Consider the following 17,190-nt stretch of genomic DNA (forward strand, 5'->3'; position numbering starts at 1 on the left):
GCAAGCGTCTGTCGCAAATTTTTGTAACAAAACCAGCCTGGTGGAAGGGTTTCGTTCCTGCGGTCCTTATGTGGCGCGGGTGCCGCAAGAGTGCCGTGTGGGCTTTTTACCGCAGGCGGACGTTGGGAGCGTATATCTGTTGCGACCGACGGTGGGCGTAAGACAGCACTGATGTGCATCCAGATCGGAAAATACCGCGCGCCTGCTAACCGGAATCAGCTCAGGCGGCGTGCGAATCCGTGGCGGCCGTACGACGAGAAGGAATGTGCACGCGCTCAACGGGTGCGTCGATTTGCAGCAGTGTCGCCGCGAGCTGTCTGAGATGCGCGCCGTCGCTGGTCGAGCAGAAGCGGGGCTGGGCGGCGTCGCGCTCGGGCGGACGCAGCCCCTGTTGGTCGAGCACGCGCTCCAGTTGGCGGGCAATCGCGATGCTCGTGTCGATCAGCGCAAGCCGGTCGCCGGCGATATCGCGGATCGCGGCGTCGAGAAACGGATAGTGCGTGCAGCCGAGCACGAGCGTATCGGCGCCGGCATCGAGCATCGGCTGGATGTAGCTTTCGAGCAGCGCGCGCAGTTCCGCCGAGCCGATATCGCAGCGCTCGACAGCCTGCACGAGCCCGTGGCCCGGCTGGCACAGAAAACGGCAATCGGCGGCGTGGCGTTCGAGCAGCGCCTGAAAGCGCGCGCTGCGCAGCGTCACCTGTGTGGCGAGCACGCCTGCCACGCGCGAGCGCGATTGCAGTGCCGCGGGCTTCACGCCCGGCTCGACGCCGATCAACTGAATAGGCAGTTTCTCGCGTACCAATGCGATCGACTGCGCCGTCGCCGTGTTGCACGCGACCACGAGCGCCTTCGCTCCTTGCGCGACGAGCCATTCGCCGATCGCCAGCGTGCGGTCCGCGATGAAGTCGTCGTCGCGCTCGCCATAGGGGGCGTAGAGCGAATCGGCGACATAGATGATCGCTTCGCTCGGCAGTTGCGCGCGCACCGCGCGCAACACCGACAGGCCGCCCAGGCCCGAGTCGAAAATGCCGACGGGCGCACGCGGATCGAGCGAGGGAATCGCAGCGAGCGAAGACAGCGCGGAGGAGGCGGGGGGCGAAGCGGTCATGGATTCAATGGAAGCCATATAAGAAAATCCGCGCTGCGCGTTCGAAAGACGTTGCGCGGATCGAACCGCGGAAGTGTAGCAGGAGTCGCAGGCGCGGCGATGCCACGGTTTTATTCTTCGGGCGAACCCATCGCGGACTGCTGGTAATTCTGGATGCCGACCTTGTCGATCAGATCGAGTTGCGTTTCGAGCCAGTCGATGTGCTCTTCGGTGTCGTCGAGAATCGTCGTGAAGATGTCACGCGATACGAAATCGCGCACCGACTCGCAGTAGGCGATCGCCTCCTTGCACGTGCCCTGCGAGATCTGCTCGAGCTTCAGATCGCATTCGAGGATTTCCTTCGTCTCTTCGCCGATCAGCAGCTTGTGCAGATCCTGCAGATTCGGCAAGCCGTCGAACATGAAAATGCGCTCGATGAGCATGTCGGCGTGTTTCATCTCGCCGATCGATTCGTCGTATTCATGCTTGCCAAGCTTGTCGAGACCCCAGTGCTTGTACATCCGCGCGTGCAGGAAGTACTGGTTGATCGCGGTCAGTTCGTTCTTCAACTGGGCGTTCAGATATTCGATGACCTTTTTATCGCCTTGCATGATCTTTCCCTCTCTGGAGCCTGGTTTTCCAAGTACGATAAACGGCTGAACCCGAAAAGCCAAGGACGAATGCGGTTGATGAGAATTGCTCACGCAATTGTGTTGCGTTCTGCGTGAGCAAATAAAAAGCCGGGACTATAACGCCCCGGCTTCCGTAAAACAAACGGACACAAACAGACTCAGGCCGTCGCGACAGGGATCTTGCCGATCTTCGCCTGCCATTCCTTCGGGCCCGTCTGGTGAACCGACGTGCCGTTCGAATCGACGGCCACCGTCACGGGCATGTCCTGCACGTCGAACTCATAGATGGCTTCCATGCCGAGGTCTTCGAACGCGAGCACCTTCGCGCTGCGGATCGCCTTCGACACCAGATACGCCGCGCCGCCCACGGCCATCAGATATGCAGCCTTGTGCTTCTTGATCGCGTCGATCGCGACGGGGCCGCGCTCGGCCTTGCCGATCATCGAGATCAGGCCGGTTTGCGCGAGCATCGTCTCGGTGAACTTGTCCATGCGCGTTGCCGTGGTCGGGCCTGCGGGGCCGACCGCTTCGTCGCGCACGGGGTCGACGGGGCCCACGTAGTAGATCACGCGGTTCGTGAAGTCGACGGGCAGCTTCTCGCCTTTCGCGAGCATGTCGGCGATGCGCTTGTGCGCGGCGTCGCGGCCCGTCAGCATCTTGCCCGACAGCAGCAGCGTCTGGCCCGGCTTCCACGACGCGACTTCTTCAGGCGTCAGCGTGTTCAGGTCGATGCGCTTGCTCGTTTCCGTGTTGGGCGCCCACGTGACCTTCGGCCATGCGTCGAGCGACGGCGCTTCGAGCTTCGCGACGCCCGAGCCGTCCAGCGTGAAGTGCGCATGGCGCGTGGCCGCGCAGTTCGGGATGATCGCGATCGGCTTCGATGCCGCGTGCGTCGGCGCTGCCATGATCTTCACGTCGAGCACCGTCGACAGGCCGCCCAGGCCCTGCGCGCCGATACCGAGCGCGTTGACCTTCTCGTGCAGCTCGACGCGCAGCTCTTCGATCCAGTCCTTCGGGCCGCGCGCGATGACGTCCTGAATGTCGATCGGGTCCATCAGCGATTCCTTCGCCATGACCATCGCCTTCTCGGCCGTGCCGCCGATGCCGATGCCGAGCATGCCCGGCGGGCACCAGCCCGCGCCCATCGTCGGCACGGTCTTGAGAATCCAGTCGACGATCGAGTCCGATGGGTTCAGCATCGCGAACTTCGACTTGTTCTCCGAGCCGCCGCCCTTGGCCGCGACCTGCACGTCGACCTTGTCGCCTGGCACGATCTCGTAGTGGATCACGGCCGGCGTGTTGTCCTTCGTGTTCTTGCGGCCGCCTTCGGGCGGGCTCACGATCGACGCGCGCAGCACGTTGTCGGGGTGCGTGTAGCCGCGACGTACGCCTTCGTTGATCATGTCGGTGACGCTCATCGTCGCCGAACCGGATTCACTCGCCCAACGCACGTCCATGCCGACCTTCACGAACACCGTGACGATGCCCGTGTCCTGGCAGATCGGGCGCTTGCCTTCGGCGCACATGCGGCTGTTCGTGAGGATCTGCGCGATGGCGTCCTTCGCGGCCGGGCTCTCTTCAAGCTCGTACGCGCGGCCGAGTGCCTGGATGTAATCGAGCGGATGGTAGTAGCTGATGTACTGCAGCGAGTCCGCAATACTCTGGATCAGGTCTTCCTGTTTGATGACGGTCATGGCTAGGCTCAGTGGGGTGGCGCTCGTTATCGCGACTGCGCGGCTGCGCGGTCGGTCATGCGCTTTCAGGGGAGTGGGAAATCTTCTGCTTCAAGGTGCGCGCGGCTGCGGGCTCGTGGAAATGCTCGGGGTGCGTGTGCGTCGTGAGGCGGTCGACGTAGGCCATCACCAGCGCGGACACGAGGAACGCGATGTGAATGATCACCTGCCACATCACCGCGTGCGTCGTGTGCTGATCCGGGTTGATGAAGGTCTTCAGCAGGTGGATCGACGAGATGCTGATGAGCGCCATCGACAGCTTCACCTTCAGCACGCCAGCGTTCACATGGTCGAGCCATTCGGGCTCGTCGGGATGGCCCTCGACGCCGAGCCTCGACACGAACGTTTCATATCCGCCGACGATCACCATGATCAGCAGGTTCGAGATCATCACGACGTCGATCAGGCCGAGCACGACGAGCATGATGCTGGTTTCGTCGAGCGTCATCGACGCGGTGACGAGGTGCCACACTTCCTTCAGGAAGAGCACGACGTACACGCCTTGCGCGACGATCAGGCCCAGATAGAGCGGCACCTGCAGCCAGCGGCTCATGAAGATTACGGAGGGCAGCGGGCGCATGCGTCGATGCTGGCCGGAAGGAACGGGGCGCAGGGCAGTCATGGGGCGTCGGCGTAGTGTTGGCGCTTGATGGTGGCGAATAACAGCGGGCACGGGCGCGCTCGCATCGACGACGGCGGATCACGCGGGAGAGCGAACAACCGACGTTCAGGCGGCCGGCGATGAAACCGGCCGGCGCAGCGCGCTGGGCGCGTTATTGTACAGCTTGATGCATGACGGCCGTGTCGAAACGGGCAGAGGCGCGCACGGCGTCCCGCGCGCCCGGCATATCAGCACGAGGGCCATGCGTGAGGTCACGCGTGAGGTCATGTGTGAGGTCATGTGTGACGCCGAGGCTACGACGCGACGGGCGGCACGCGCCTCACCTTGAGGCTCGCGAGCGCGATGCCCGCGATCACGCACGCGAGCGCGACGCCGTGCGCGAGCGTCGGACGTTCATCGAGGAACACGATGCCGTAGACGGCAGCCGCGACGGGCAGCACCGCGCTGAACACGCCCGCAAGGCTGCCCGGCACGTGACGGATGCCCTTCATCCAGAGCCAGAACGAGAAGATGCTCGCCGACAGCCCGTACCACAGCACGAGCGCCCAGATGCTGACGGGCGTGCTCATATAGTCGAATGCGAACAGCGCCGACACGCCGAGCGGCAGCATCAGCAGCAAGCCGAACAGATGCGTGTACGCGCAAATATCGATGGGGGCGAGCGTCTGCGTGAGGCGGCGCGACAGGATCACATACAGCGATTCGCAGCAGACGGCGCCCAGCACCATCAGATTGCCGGCGAACGAGTTCGCGCTCGCGGCGTTGTCTGCGTGCGCGAGATTGATGACGACTACGCCGGCGATCGCGAGCGCAATCGACGCCAGTGCCCGCCCATCGGGCTTTTCTTTCAGGAAGATCCACGAGAACAACGCGACGACGGCGGGTATCGTGCTCGTGATGACGCCTGCCGCCACGGCGCTCGTCCGGTGCACGCCGTTGAGCATCAGCAGCGTAAACCCGAATGTGCCGAAGAGGGCCTGGAGGAACAGATTGACCCATTCGCCCGCTTTCACGCGGCGCAGCTTGCTCACGCGCAGCAACGGCCACAGCACGGCCATCGCGATCACGAAACGCAGCAGGGCGAAGAGCGGAACGGGAACGAACGCAACAATCGACTTGCCAATGCCGACGTTGCTGCCGACGAGCAGCATCGCGGCAATGAGGAACAGTGAATAGCGGTTCAAGCTGGAATCCATATGGCTAGTTCAGTTAGCATTGTAAAAGGGCGCATAACAGCGGCGCAAAGCCGACAGCAATTGCACTAGGACGTGTGCAAGACACGCGAGCGACAGGTAGGCTCGATGTTTGCGGCGTTTGCGATGCTTGCGATGTGCTTGCATCGCGATGTGTCGGCAGTTATGGCGCCTGGTGTTTTGCCTGACGCGCGGCCGGTCCGCGCGTAAGTACGCGGTAAGTTGCAACGCTTATCGTGGGAAGCGATCGAAGCTGTTGAACGGGCAGGCGGTCCGCGCGATGTTGCGACGCCGCACCTGCCATGCGTTGATTCGCAGTGTGCCCGCCGATGCGGATGGGCACGAGGGTGGGAGACACGCCGCGGCCGGTGTCACGCGCGGCGCCACTATGACGACACGGAGCGACGCCTTGCGCCCGCTGGACGGGCACGCATCGCGAGCGCGCCGGCACAGGATTGATGTTTCATCTTCACCAAGGGGTAGTCGATGTCTGCGATTGAATCGGTTCTTCAGGAACGCCGCGTGTTTCCGCCTTCCGCCGAAATGACGGCACAGGCAGCAGTGTCCGGCATGGACGCATATCGGGCGCTCGCCGCCGAAGCGGAGCGCGATTACGAAGGCTTCTGGGGCAGGCTGGCGCGCGAAACGCTCAGCTGGAAAAAGCCCTTCACGAAGGTGCTCGACGAATCGGATGCACCTTTCTACAAATGGTTTGAAGACGGCGAACTGAACGCGTCATACAACAGCATCGACCGGCATGTCGAAGCGGGCAATGGCGATCGCGTCGCCATCATCTTCGAAGCCGACGACGGCACCGTCACCAACGTCACGTACAAGGACATGCTGCAGCGTGTGTCGCGCTTCGCGAATGCGCTGAAGAAACGCGGCATCAAAAAGGGCGATCGCGTCGTCATCTATATGCCGATGTCGGTCGAGGGCGTCGTCGCGATGCAGGCCTGTGCGCGTATCGGCGCGACGCACTCGGTCGTGTTCGGCGGGTTCTCGTCGAAGTCGCTGAACGAACGTCTCGTCGACGTGGGCGCCGTCGCGCTGATCACGTCCGACGAACAGATGCGCGGCGGGAAGGCGCTGCCGCTCAAGAACATCGCCGACGAGGCGCTCGCAATGGGCGGCTGCGAGGCGGTGAAGACCGTGATCGTCCACAAGCGCACGGGCGGCAAGATCGGCTGGGACGACAAGCGCGATCTGTGGATGCACGAGATCACGGCGAACGAACCGGATCAATGCGCGCCGGAATGGGTCGGCGCCGAGCATCCGCTTTTCATCCTTTATACGTCGGGCTCGACGGGCAAGCCGAAGGGCGTGCAGCACAGCACGGGCGGCTATCTGCTGTGGGCCGCGCAGACAATGAAGTGGACCTTCGACTGGAAGCCGACGGATGTCTTCTGGTGCACGGCCGACATCGGCTGGGTCACGGGCCACAGCTACATCACGTATGGGCCGCTCTCGCTCGGTGGCACGCAGGTCGTGTTCGAAGGCGTGCCGACGTATCCGAACGCAGGCCGCTTCTGGGACATGATCCAAAAGCACAAGGTCTCCGTGTTCTACACGGCGCCGACGGCGATCCGCTCGCTGATCAAGGCATCGGAAGCCGATGCGAAAGTGCATCCGAAGAGCTACGATCTGTCGTCGCTGCGCATCATCGGTACCGTCGGCGAGCCGATCAATCCGGAAGCGTGGGTGTGGTACTACGAGAACGTCGGCGGCTCGCGCTGCCCGATCGTCGATACGTGGTGGCAGACGGAAACGGGCGGCCACATGATCTCGCCGCTGCCGGGCGCGACGCCGCTCGTGCCGGGTTCGTGCACGCTGCCGCTGCCGGGCATCATGGCTGCGATCGTCGATGAAACGGGCCAGGACGTGCCGAACGGGCAGGGCGGCATTCTCGTCATCAAGCGTCCGTGGCCCGCGATGATCCGCACGATCTGGGGCGACCCCGAGCGCTTCAAGAAGAGCTACTTCCCCGAAGAACTCGGCGGCACGCTGTACCTCGCGGGCGATGGCTCGGTGCGCGACAAGGAGACGGGCTACTTCACGATCATGGGCCGCATCGACGACGTGCTGAACGTATCGGGCCACCGCCTCGGCACGATGGAGATCGAGTCGGCGCTGGTCGCGAATCCGCTGGTGGCGGAAGCCGCCGTGGTCGGCCGTCCGGACGAGACGACGGGCGAGGCCGTGTGCGCGTTCGTCGTGTTGAAGCGCGCGCGCCCTGAAGGCGAAGAGGCCGCGAAGATCGCTGCGGAACTGCGCAACTGGGTCGGCAAGGAAATCGGTCCGATCGCGAAGCCGAAGGACATCCGTTTCGGCGACAACCTGCCGAAGACGCGTTCGGGCAAGATCATGCGGCGTCTGTTGCGCTCGCTCGCAAAGGGCGAGGAGATCACGCAGGACGTGTCGACGCTCGAGAACCCGGCGATTCTCGATCAGTTGGGTGAATCGCGCTGATCGACGAAAGGGCATGGGGCCGTAAGGCTCTTAAGGGCCTTAAGGCCCTTAAGGCCCTGAAGCCTTGAAGACGCAAACGGCGCATCCGATCAGGGTGCGCCGTTTATTTTTGTGCCGCGCGGCGTGCTTCGACGGGTGACGCAAGTCGTTGCGCGGACAACCCCGATTGCCGATGCAACACGTTTTTGATACATAGGCGCATGGCCGCGCCACACCACACATCGCGTCACAACCTCAATCCCTTGCCCGAGCCGCCGCCCGTGACGGAGGCGATGGCGCGCGCGCACGCGCGCTACTGGCGCTTCAACGTCGTGCTGATTGTCGCGTTGATGCTGGTCGGCTTCTTCGTGTCGTTCATCGTGCCGCTGATCGCGAAAGGGCTCGCGCCCGTGCGTTTCGCGGGCTTTAGCCTGCCGTTCTACATGGGCGCGCAGGGCGCGATCCTCGTGTATCTGATGCTGATCGTGATCTACATCGTGCTGATGCAGCGCGCCGACGCCGCATTGCAACGCGCGCTCGAAGCGAGCGCCCAGGACGACATCGCCGAGCGCACGGCCGACCGATGAAGCTCGCGCATCGGCTGATCCGTTCGTATTCGCTCTATACGCTGGGCTTTTTTGCGTTCATCTATTTGTTGTGGCGTATCGAAGCCGCGAACGGGCCGGGCATGTGGATCGGCTATGTGTTCCTGTTCGTGCCGATCGCCGTGTATGCCGTGATCGGCCTGCTGTCGCGCACCTCCGATCTCGTCGAGTACTACGTGGCCGGGCGGCGCGTGCCGTCCGCATTCAACGGCATGGCGACGGCGGCGGACTGGCTGTCGGCGGCGTCGTTCATCGGGCTTGCCGGGTCGCTCTACGCGACAGGCTACGATGGCCTCGCGTACACGATGGGCTGGACGGGCGGCTACTGCCTCGTTGCGTTTCTGCTCGCGCCGTACGTGCGCAAGCTCGCGCGCTACACGATTCCGGATTTTCTCGGCACGCGCTTTTCGAGCAACGCGGTGCGAGGTCTTGCGGCGCTGTCGGCGATTCTCTGTTCGTTCGTCTATCTGGTCGCGCAGATTCAGGGCGTCGGACTGATCGCGACGCGCTTCATCGGCGTCGACTTTGCGATCGGCATCTTCTGCGGGCTAGCGGGCATTCTCGTGTGTTCGTTCCTCGGCGGCATGCGTGCCGTCACGTGGACGCAGGTCGCGCAGTACATCATCCTCATCGCGGCGTTCCTGATTCCCGTGTCGATGATCGCGCACAAGGATGGCCTCGGCTGGGTGCCGCAATTCGGCTATGGGCGTCTGATGGAGCGCGTCGAGACGATGGAGCGCGCCGTGCGCGATGCGCCGTCCGAGCAGTCGGTGCGCGACGATTACCGGATGCGCGCGGCGCTGATGCAGGCGCAGATCGACGGCCTGCCGCAGTCGTATATCGACGAGAAAGGCCGTCTGACCGATCAGCTCGCCGACTTGCGGCGGCACAACGGACCGTTGCGCGAGATCGCCGATCTCGAACGGCGGATCGAGCGCTTTCCCCGCGACGCCGCGATGGCACAGATCGTATGGGCGCAGCAACGCGACGAGATGATCCAGCGCGCGGCGGCGCCCGTGCAGATGCACGAGCCGTTTCCCGCCGCGAACGAAGGCGAGCGGCGGCTGCATCTGCGCAATTTTCTTTCGCTGCTGCTGTGCCTGTCGCTAGGGACGGCGAGCTTGCCGCACATTCTGACGCGCTATAACACGACGACCTCCGTGGCGTCGGCGCGGCGCTCGGTCGGCTGGACGCTCTTCTTCGTCGCGCTGTTCTACCTGACGGTGCCCGTGCTCGCGGTGCTGATCAAGTACGAAATTCTGTCGAACCTCGTCGGCCATCGCTTCGCCGAACTGCCGCAGTGGGTGATGCAGTGGCGGCGGATCGAGCCGTACCTGATCAGCATCGCCGATGTGAACGGCGACGGCATCGTGCGCTGGAGCGAAGTCCAGATGCAGCCCGACATGGTCGTGCTGGCCGCGCCGGAGATAGCGGGGCTGCCGTATGTGATGTCGGGGCTGATCGCGGCGGGCGCGCTGGCGGCGGCGCTGTCGACAGCCGATGGCTTGCTGCTGACGATCGCCAATGCGCTGTCGCACGATGTCTACTACCACATGGTCGATCCCGACGCGTCGAGCCAGCGGCGCGTGACGATCTCGAAGATCCTGCTGCTGGGCGTGGCGCTGTTCGCTTCGTATGTGGCGTCGCTGAATACGGGGAACATCCTGTTTCTGGTCGGCGCGGCGTTTTCGCTGGCGTCGTCGAGTCTCTTTCCGGTGCTGGTGCTCGGCGTGTTCTGGAAGCGCACGACGCGGCTGGGCGCCGTCGCGGGGATGCTCGCGGGGCTGGGTGTGTGCATTTACTACATCGTGTCGACGTATCCGTTCTTCACGCAGCTGACGGGCTTCGTCGGGACGCGCTGGTTCGGCATCGAGCCGATCAGCTCGGGCGTGTTCGGCGTGCCGGCCGGGTTTCTGGTGACGGTGCTGGTGAGCCTCGTCGACGCGAAGCCGGACGCTTACACGAGGGCGCTGGTGGATTACATACGGCACCCGTGACGCTGGCCATCCGGCTGAGGTGGCAAGGGCGCGAGAGTTTGCTATAATGCGCGTCCCCGCCGGAGAGATGGATGAGTGGTTTAAGTCGCACGCCTGGAAAGCGTGTATAGGTTAATAGCCTATCGGGGGTTCGAATCCCCCTCTCTCCGCCAGGACACCCATGAATACGGGCCTTTTCGGCCCGTTTTTCGTTTCCGCCCGCCAAAAACCCGCCGCACACCAAAAAGGCGCCTGTGCGCGGGCCATCAGTGCCTGTGGTGCATCAAATCGACGTAGTGCGTGTCGAGCCAACGGGCTCCCCGTCCGTGTCCGGGCTTGCCGTGGTAATGGGCGACGATCCAGAGAACAACGCCGACGATTGCCATTACGACGGGCCCTAGCAAGTACGCCATCAACGTTTCATTCACGGCGTGCCCTCCATCAAGTCGTGGCCGAACTTACATTGTAGGTGACTACTCGCGAGAACGCTGGCCAGGGTCGATGCATTGCGAGCGTCCCTCAACGGCGGCAAGGCCGCGGTCACAGCGTCACAAATCTCGACACGAACTTGATGCACAATCGATGCTGGTTCGCCACACACGATCTCCACGAGGAGCAGAGATGAGAGTTTCGGATCTGGAAGGTGCGTTGCTCGATTACTGGGTCGCACGAGCGGACAATTTGCCGAAGCCGCGCGTCGACGATGGCTTCTGCTGGATCGAAGAACCGGCTTGCGACGGCGACCCGGAAGGCGCGCTCGAAGCCGCGTTCGCGCCGTCGACGGATTGGGCCCAGTGCGGCCCGATTATCGAGCGGGCCAGGATTCATCTCGTGCCCGCCGCGGCGGGCGAGCAGGCGACGTGGACGGGTTCCGTCCCCGCAGGCACAGGCACGATCGAACAGACGGGCGCCACGCCATTGATCGCCGCGATGCGCGCGTTCGTCGCGAGCCATTTCGGCGATACCGTCGCGGATCAATCGAATACGGCCTGAGCGCCGTTCATCGCTTCATCAGAAGCACTCGAACACAACTTCGACACTCTGATTGCCCGCGCTGCGCACGCCGTTCGTATGGATCTCGACGGTGTGCATCTGCATGTTCTGGTCGCGGCAATAGGCCTTCGCGTGCTTGAGCCCCGCGTTGCGGATGCTGTTCCACGATGCGAGGCTGGTGCGTCCGCGACTCGTGACCGAGAGATAGCCATTCTGCTTCTTGTCCACGCTCGATACCGCGGTGCAGGCCGCGAGCACGCCAATCCCGGCCAGCAGAATGCACTTCTTCATAGTCCTCCCCTGGTTGGCGCATTGTGGCGGCCGATGCCCATAACAAGCAATCGAAAAAAGTCCTGGTCCGATTCACGGCGCCAATGCGGGCACGCATCGGACCATGTTATTGCATGTGCTTCCGATACCGGACGTGGCGGGCCAATTGCGTCTGGCAGGCCGCGAAAACATGAATTGAGTAAAGCTCAAGAATGCGAGATTCATGCTGATCCTCGTGGCTCGATCACTTCAAAACGACTCGCAGAAAATGGGCGATTATGCTATCCCTCACTTGACGCAAAAGATGAGATAGACTCAAATGAAGACGCAAATGTCCCGCCAGGGCCCGCAACGCGCAACCTGTATGCGATTCGACGTCCGGCATCGACATCTGCGAACTCGACGCGTTGTGCGGATCATCCGCGTCGCTTGCGGAGTAGCATGACATCGAGCGCATTGCCGCATGTATAAGCAACACTCAGGAGACACTGATGCTTCCCGCCGCTGACACCTACGACGGTCTCATCGCCGCATTCGAATGGCGCATTCCGCAGCAATACAACATCGGCGTCGACGCGTGCGACAAGTGGGCTGACGGCAGCGGCCGTCTCGCGCTGATCTGCGAGACGCGCAAAGGGCAGGCGACGCGCTACACGTTCGACGAACTGAAGTCGCTGTCGGACCGCTTCGCGAATGCGCTGCGGCGCAGTGGGGTGAAGAAGGGCGACCGCGTCGGCATCTTTCTCGCGCAATCGGTCGAGACGGCGATCGCGCATCTCGCCGTCTACAAGTGCGGAGCAATCGCGGTGCCGCTCTTCGCGCTGTTCGGGCCCGATGCGCTCCAATACCGCTTGTCGGATAGCGGCGCGGTCGCGCTCGTCACGGACCTGAGCGGCGCGCAGAAGATCGCCTCGGTGCGCGCCGCATTGCCCGAACTGCGCGCGATCTTTTGCGTCCACGCCGAGCAAGCCGATCCCGCATCGCAGGTCGAATCGTTCTGGACCGCGCTCAACGAATCGCCGGCCGCGTTCAATGCAGAGGCGACCTCCGCGGACGATCCCGCCGTCATCATCTACACGTCCGGCACGACGGGCAAGCCGAAGGGCGCGCTGCACGCGCATCGCGTGCTGCTCGGCCATCTGCCCGGCGTGGAGATGCCGCAAGCGTTTTTCCCCGCCGATGCGCGGCTGATGTGGACACCCGCCGACTGGGCATGGATCGGCGGTCTGTTCGATGTTCTGCTGCCCGCATGGCATCACGGCGTGGCCGTGCTCGCGCGGCGCTTCGAGAAGTTCGATGGCGAAGCGGCCTTCGATCTGATGCAGCGATATGCCGTTACGCACACGTTCTTGCCGCCGACCGCGTTGAAGATGATGCGCGCCGTCGAGCATCCGGAGCGATGGAAGCTTTCGCTGCGCGCAGTCGCGAGCGGCGGCGAGTCGCTCGGCGCGGAGCTGATCGACTGGGGGCGGCGTGCGCTCGGCGTGACGATCAACGAATTCTATGGCCAGACGGAGTGCAACGTCGTGGTGTCGTCGTGCGCGACGCTGTTCGAGCCGCGTCCCGGCTCGATCGGCAAGGTGGTGCCGGGGCATCGCGTCGCGATCGTCGACGATGCAGGGCAGACCGTCCCGCGCGGCGAGCCCGGCAATATCGCGATCCGCGCGCCGGACCCGGTGATGTTTCTCGGCTACTGGCGCAACGAGCCGGCCACGCGCGACAAGTTTCGCGGCGACTGGCTGCTGACGGGCGACATGGGTCTGATGGACGCGGACGGCTTCATCCGTTTCGTCGGCCGCGACGACGACGTGATCACGAGCGCCGGCTACAGGATCGGTCCCGCGCCAATCGAAGACTGCCTGCTGCGTCATCCCGCCGTGCGGATGGCAGCTGTGGTCGGCGCGCCCGACGTGCAGCGCACCGAAATCGTCACCGCCTTCGTCGTGCTGAATCCCGGCTACGAACCCGGCGATCTGCTCGTGCGGACTTTGCAGGAGCACGTGAAGACGCATCTCGCCGCGCATGAGTATCCGCGTGCGATTCATTTCGTCGAAGCGCTGCCGATGACGGCGACGGGCAAAGTGATCCGCCGCGAACTGCGCGAGCGCGTTTCGCCGCCGCAGCGCTGAGCCCGTGCGCGCAAGCGGCGCGCGAGCGGATCTGAGCCTTCTTTAAGCCCATTCGCGCGGCACATCGTCATCCGCGGACAGCGTGAGGCCCGCGACGGGCAGCGGCAACGCCGTCTTGTAGCGCACCTGCTTGAGCGCGAAGCTCGAGCGGATGTTCGACACGCCGGGAATCTTCGTGAGCCACTGCACGATGAAGCGTTCGAGGCTTTGCATGTCGGGCACGACGACGCGCAGCAGATAGTCGGCGTCGCCCGTCATCAGATAGCACTCCATCACCTCGGGCCGCTCGCCGACTTCCTGTTCGAAGCGGCGCAGCGCATCTTCGACCTGCTTTTCGAGGCTCACCTGAATGAACACGTTAATGCGCAGCCCAAGCGCCCCGGCATCGAGCAGCGTGACCTGCTGACGAAAGAGCCCGAGCTTTTCAAGCGCGCGCACGCGGTTGAAGCACGGCGTCGGCGACAGGTTCACGGCACGCGCCAGCTCCGCGTTCGTGATGCGTGCGTTCTGCTGTAGCTGCTGGAGAATCGCGATGTCGATACGGTCGAGCCGCCTTGCGGTGGCGGATCTGGCTTCCGATGTCATAGTGTAAACATTCCATATGAAGCTGAATTTCAGGAATAAATACACTATCTGAAAGCGCGCGAGCAAGCAAAAGAGACGCACATTTTGTGACTGCATGGGTAAGCTGATCCGACGTTGCCAGGTCGTTTCGACATTCCGCCGCCTTTCACGTCTCTCTTCTGCCGGAGTCGCGCCATGACCGATTTATCGAGCGGTGCTCAACCCGTTCAAGCCCTCACTCAAGCTCGCGTCGACAGCGACCCGCAGGAAACGGCCGAATGGCTCGCCGCGCTGGATGGCGTCGTTCAGCATGTCGGCATCGAGCGCGCGCAGTATCTGTTCGACCGGCTCGCCGCGCATGCGCTGTCGAACGGCATCGCGTCGGCGCGCGTGAGCGTCACGCCGTACGCGAATACGATTCCCGTCGATCAGCAGCCGCCTTATCCCGGCGATCTCGACACGGAAGAACGGCTCGCCGCCGCGTTGCGCTGGAATGCGCTGGCGATGGTCGTGCGCGCCAATCGCGCATACGGCGAACTGGGCGGTCATATCGCGAGCTATGCGTCGGCGGCCGATCTGTTCGAAGTCGGCTTCAATCATTTCTTTCGCGGCCCAGACGATGCGCGCGGCGGCGATCTCGTCTACTTCCAGCCGCATTCGTCGCCGGGCGTGTATGCGCGCGCGTTTCTCGAAGGCTTCCTGAGCGAGACGCATCTCGAGCATTACCGGCGCGAGATCGCCGGGCCGGGGCTGTGTTCGTATCCGCATCCATGGCTGATGCCGGACTTCTGGCAGTTCCCGACGGGCTCGATGGGCATCGGGCCCATCAACGCGATCTACCAGGCGCGCTTCATGCGCTACCTGCACAATCGCGGCCTGCTGAAGACGGAAGGCCGCAAGGTGTGGGGCTTTTTCGGCGACGGCGAGATGGACGAGCCTGAATCGATCGGCGCATTGTCGCTGGCCGCGCGCGAAGGGCTCGACAACCTCGTGTTCGTGATCAACTGCAATCTGCAGCGGCTCGATGGTCCCGTGCGCAGCAACGGCCGCATCATCGACGAACTCGAAGCGCAATTCACGGGCGCGGGCTGGAACGTGATCAAGGTGCTGTGGGGCTCGGACTGGGATGCCCTCTTCGCGCGCGATCGCACGGGCACGTTGCTGCGCGCGTTCGCGCATACCGTCGACGGCCAGTTCCAGACCTTCTCGGCCAACGACGGTGCCTACAACCGCGAACGCTTCTTTGGCCAGAACCCGGAGCTGGCCTCGCTCGCAGCGCATCTGAGCAACGACGACATCGACCGCCTGCGGCGCGGCGGCCACGACGTGCGCAAGCTGCACGCAGCGTATGACCGCGCGTCGAAGCACAGCGGCCAGCCGACCGTGATTCTCGCGAAGACGATGAAGGGCTTCGGCATGGGCTCGATCGGCCAGGGGCGGATGACGACGCATCAGCAGAAGAAGCTCGACGTCGAGCAATTGAAGGCGTTTCGCGACCGCTTCCGTCTGCCGCTCTCCGATGACGACGTCGAGCAGCTCCGGTTCTACAAGCCAGCGGAAAAAAGCCCGGAAATGCAGTACCTGCATGCGCGCCGGGCTGCCTTGGGAGGCTATTTGCCCAGAAGGCGGAGAGCCGCATCGCAGACGCCGACCGTGCCTGCGATGCCGTCCTGGGGGCAATTCGCGCTGGACGCGAACGGCAAGGAGATGTCGACGACGATGGCGATCGTGCGGATGCTCGGCAGTCTGTTGAAGGACGCGTCGCTCGGGCCGCGCATCGTGCCCGTCGTCGCCGACGAGGCGCGCACGTTCGGCATGGCGAACCTGTTCCGCCAGGTCGGCATCTATTCGCCGCTCGGCCAGTTGTACGAGCCCGAAGACATGGGCTCGATGCTCTACTACCGCGAAGATACGCGCGGCCAGATACTCGAAGAGGGCATTTCGGAGGCGGGCGCGATATCGTCGTGGATCGCGGCGGCGACGTCGTACAGCGTCCACGATCTCCCGATGCTGCCGTTCTACATCTACTACTCGATGTTCGGCTTCCAGCGCATCGGCGATCTGATCTGGGCCGCCGCCGACCAGCGCGCCCGCGGCTTTCTGATCGGCGCGACGGCGGGCCGCACGACGCTCGGCGGCGAAGGCTTGCAGCACCAGGACGGCACGAGCCATCTGGCGGCATCGACGGTGCCGAACTGCCGCGCGTACGATCCCGCGTTCGCGTACGAGATCGCGATGATCGTCGACGAAGGCATGCGCGAGATGATCGAGCGTCAGCACGACGTGTTCTATTACCTCACGGTCACGAACGAAAACTACGCGCAGCCTTCATTGCCAGCCGCGCCCGTCGATGCGGTGCGCGACGGCGTGCTGAAGGGTATGTATCCGCTCGATGCCGTGGCGCTCGATACGGCGCAGGTTCAGTTGCTCGGCTCAGGCGCGATACTCGGCGAGGTGCAGGCGGCGGCGCGCATGCTGAAGGACGACTGGCAGATCGACGCGGCTGTGTGGAGCGTGACGAGCTTCACTGAACTGCATCGCGACGGCGTCGCATCGGAGCGCGCCGAGCGCCTGTTCGATGCCGATGCCGACGACGAGGCGCCTTATGTCACATCGGCGCTCGCCGTATCGCGCGGCCCCATCATCGCGGCAACCGATTATGTGCGCGCCGTGCCCGAGCTGATTCGCGCGTATGTGCCGCGCCGCTACGTGACGCTCGGCACGGACGGCTTCGGGCGCAGCGACACGCGCGCGGCCTTGCGCGCGTTCTTCGAGGTGGATCGGGTATCGATCGCGATCGCGGCGCTGAAATCGCTCGCCGACGACGGCGTTGTTTCGCGCGATACCGTGCGGCAGGCGCTTGGACGCTACGGCAGGCTCGACGCGGATCGGCGCGTGCCGTGGGAAAAGTGAGCCGCCATTGCCGCGATTCGCG

Annotated in this window: 14 protein-coding genes and 1 tRNA gene; 7 read left to right on the forward strand and 8 right to left on the reverse strand. The window is 63.8% G+C overall.

Annotation, left to right across the window (positions count from 1 at the left end; translation table 11 throughout):
• Positions 1-220 precede the first annotated feature (220 nt).
• The 5 genes from murI to BMW76_RS00200 all read right to left on the reverse strand — a co-directional run bounded on the left by murI (position 221) and on the right by BMW76_RS00200 (position 5,261).
• On the reverse strand, positions 221-1,111 hold the full coding sequence (murI, locus tag BMW76_RS00180; RefSeq protein WP_407668868.1) for a glutamate racemase: 891 nt from the start codon (positions 1,109-1,111) through the stop codon (positions 221-223).
• Between the two features lie 110 nt (positions 1,112-1,221).
• Complete coding sequence (gene bfr / locus BMW76_RS00185; RefSeq protein ID WP_087736060.1) at positions 1,222-1,701, reverse strand: bacterioferritin; 480 nt, start codon at positions 1,699-1,701, stop codon at positions 1,222-1,224.
• A 179-nt stretch (positions 1,702-1,880) separates the two neighbouring features.
• Positions 1,881-3,416 carry a fumarate hydratase gene (locus BMW76_RS00190; RefSeq protein WP_090861534.1) on the reverse strand — a complete coding sequence of 512 codons (1,536 nt, stop codon included), beginning with the start codon at positions 3,414-3,416 and terminating at the stop codon, positions 1,881-1,883.
• Positions 3,417-3,471: 55 nt separating this feature from the next.
• Positions 3,472-4,035, reverse strand: a complete 564-nt coding sequence (locus BMW76_RS00195; RefSeq protein ID WP_177200289.1) for a TIGR00645 family protein — start codon at positions 4,033-4,035, stop codon at positions 3,472-3,474.
• Between the two features lie 335 nt (positions 4,036-4,370).
• Complete coding sequence (locus BMW76_RS00200) at positions 4,371-5,261, reverse strand: DMT family transporter (protein WP_090862436.1); 891 nt, start codon at positions 5,259-5,261, stop codon at positions 4,371-4,373.
• A 495-nt stretch (positions 5,262-5,756) separates the two neighbouring features.
• On the opposite strand from BMW76_RS00200, the gene acs reads away from it, so the two are divergent.
• The 4 genes from acs (at position 5,757) to BMW76_RS00220 (ending at position 10,472) form a co-directional block, all read left to right on the forward strand.
• The gene (gene acs / locus BMW76_RS00205) at positions 5,757-7,739 is read left to right on the forward strand and encodes an acetate--CoA ligase (protein ID WP_090861538.1); all 1,983 of its coding nucleotides are present in this window, start codon (positions 5,757-5,759) and stop codon (positions 7,737-7,739) included.
• Between the two features lie 200 nt (positions 7,740-7,939).
• Complete coding sequence (locus tag BMW76_RS00210; RefSeq protein WP_090861540.1) at positions 7,940-8,305, forward strand: DUF4212 domain-containing protein; 366 nt, start codon at positions 7,940-7,942, stop codon at positions 8,303-8,305.
• Positions 8,302-10,320: a sodium:solute symporter family protein gene (locus BMW76_RS00215; RefSeq protein ID WP_090861542.1), complete on the forward strand. Its 2,019-nt coding sequence runs from the start codon at positions 8,302-8,304 to the stop codon at positions 10,318-10,320. The genes BMW76_RS00210 and BMW76_RS00215 overlap by 4 nt, the downstream gene beginning before the upstream one ends.
• 61 nt (positions 10,321-10,381) lie before the next feature.
• Positions 10,382-10,472, forward strand: a tRNA-Ser gene (locus BMW76_RS00220).
• Positions 10,473-10,565: 93 nt separating this feature from the next.
• Here the strand turns inward: BMW76_RS00220 and BMW76_RS40950 are convergent.
• The gene (locus tag BMW76_RS40950; protein ID WP_177200271.1) at positions 10,566-10,727 is read right to left on the reverse strand and encodes a hypothetical protein; all 162 of its coding nucleotides are present in this window, start codon (positions 10,725-10,727) and stop codon (positions 10,566-10,568) included.
• A gap of 193 nt (positions 10,728-10,920) precedes the next feature.
• Here BMW76_RS40950 and BMW76_RS00230 point away from each other — a divergent pair, with 193 nt between their 5' ends.
• Positions 10,921-11,292, forward strand: a complete 372-nt coding sequence (locus BMW76_RS00230) for a DUF2591 domain-containing protein (RefSeq protein ID WP_090861544.1) — start codon at positions 10,921-10,923, stop codon at positions 11,290-11,292.
• A gap of 18 nt (positions 11,293-11,310) precedes the next feature.
• Here BMW76_RS00230 and BMW76_RS00235 read toward each other — a convergent pair whose 3' ends face one another.
• Positions 11,311-11,583 (reverse strand): hypothetical protein, encoded by a 273-nt coding sequence (locus tag BMW76_RS00235; RefSeq protein WP_090861546.1) that lies wholly within the window; start codon positions 11,581-11,583, stop codon positions 11,311-11,313.
• A 470-nt stretch (positions 11,584-12,053) separates the two neighbouring features.
• Between BMW76_RS00235 and BMW76_RS00240 the strand changes: the two genes are divergently transcribed.
• Entirely contained in the window at positions 12,054-13,691 is a 1,638-nt protein-coding gene (locus tag BMW76_RS00240) for an acyl-CoA synthetase (RefSeq protein ID WP_090861548.1), read from the forward strand.
• Positions 13,692-13,733: 42 nt separating this feature from the next.
• Here BMW76_RS00240 and BMW76_RS00245 read toward each other — a convergent pair whose 3' ends face one another.
• Positions 13,734-14,276: an Lrp/AsnC family transcriptional regulator gene (locus BMW76_RS00245; protein ID WP_090861550.1), complete on the reverse strand. Its 543-nt coding sequence runs from the start codon at positions 14,274-14,276 to the stop codon at positions 13,734-13,736.
• Positions 14,277-14,450: 174 nt separating this feature from the next.
• Here BMW76_RS00245 and mdeB point away from each other — a divergent pair, with 174 nt between their 5' ends.
• Positions 14,451-17,168, forward strand: a complete 2,718-nt coding sequence (mdeB, locus tag BMW76_RS00250) for an alpha-ketoglutarate dehydrogenase (protein WP_090861552.1) — start codon at positions 14,451-14,453, stop codon at positions 17,166-17,168.
• The last annotated feature ends 22 nt before the right edge of the window (positions 17,169-17,190 follow it).

This window comes from Paraburkholderia diazotrophica (genome assembly GCF_900108945.1).
In the GTDB taxonomy this organism is placed as follows: domain Bacteria; phylum Pseudomonadota; class Gammaproteobacteria; order Burkholderiales; family Burkholderiaceae; genus Paraburkholderia; species Paraburkholderia diazotrophica.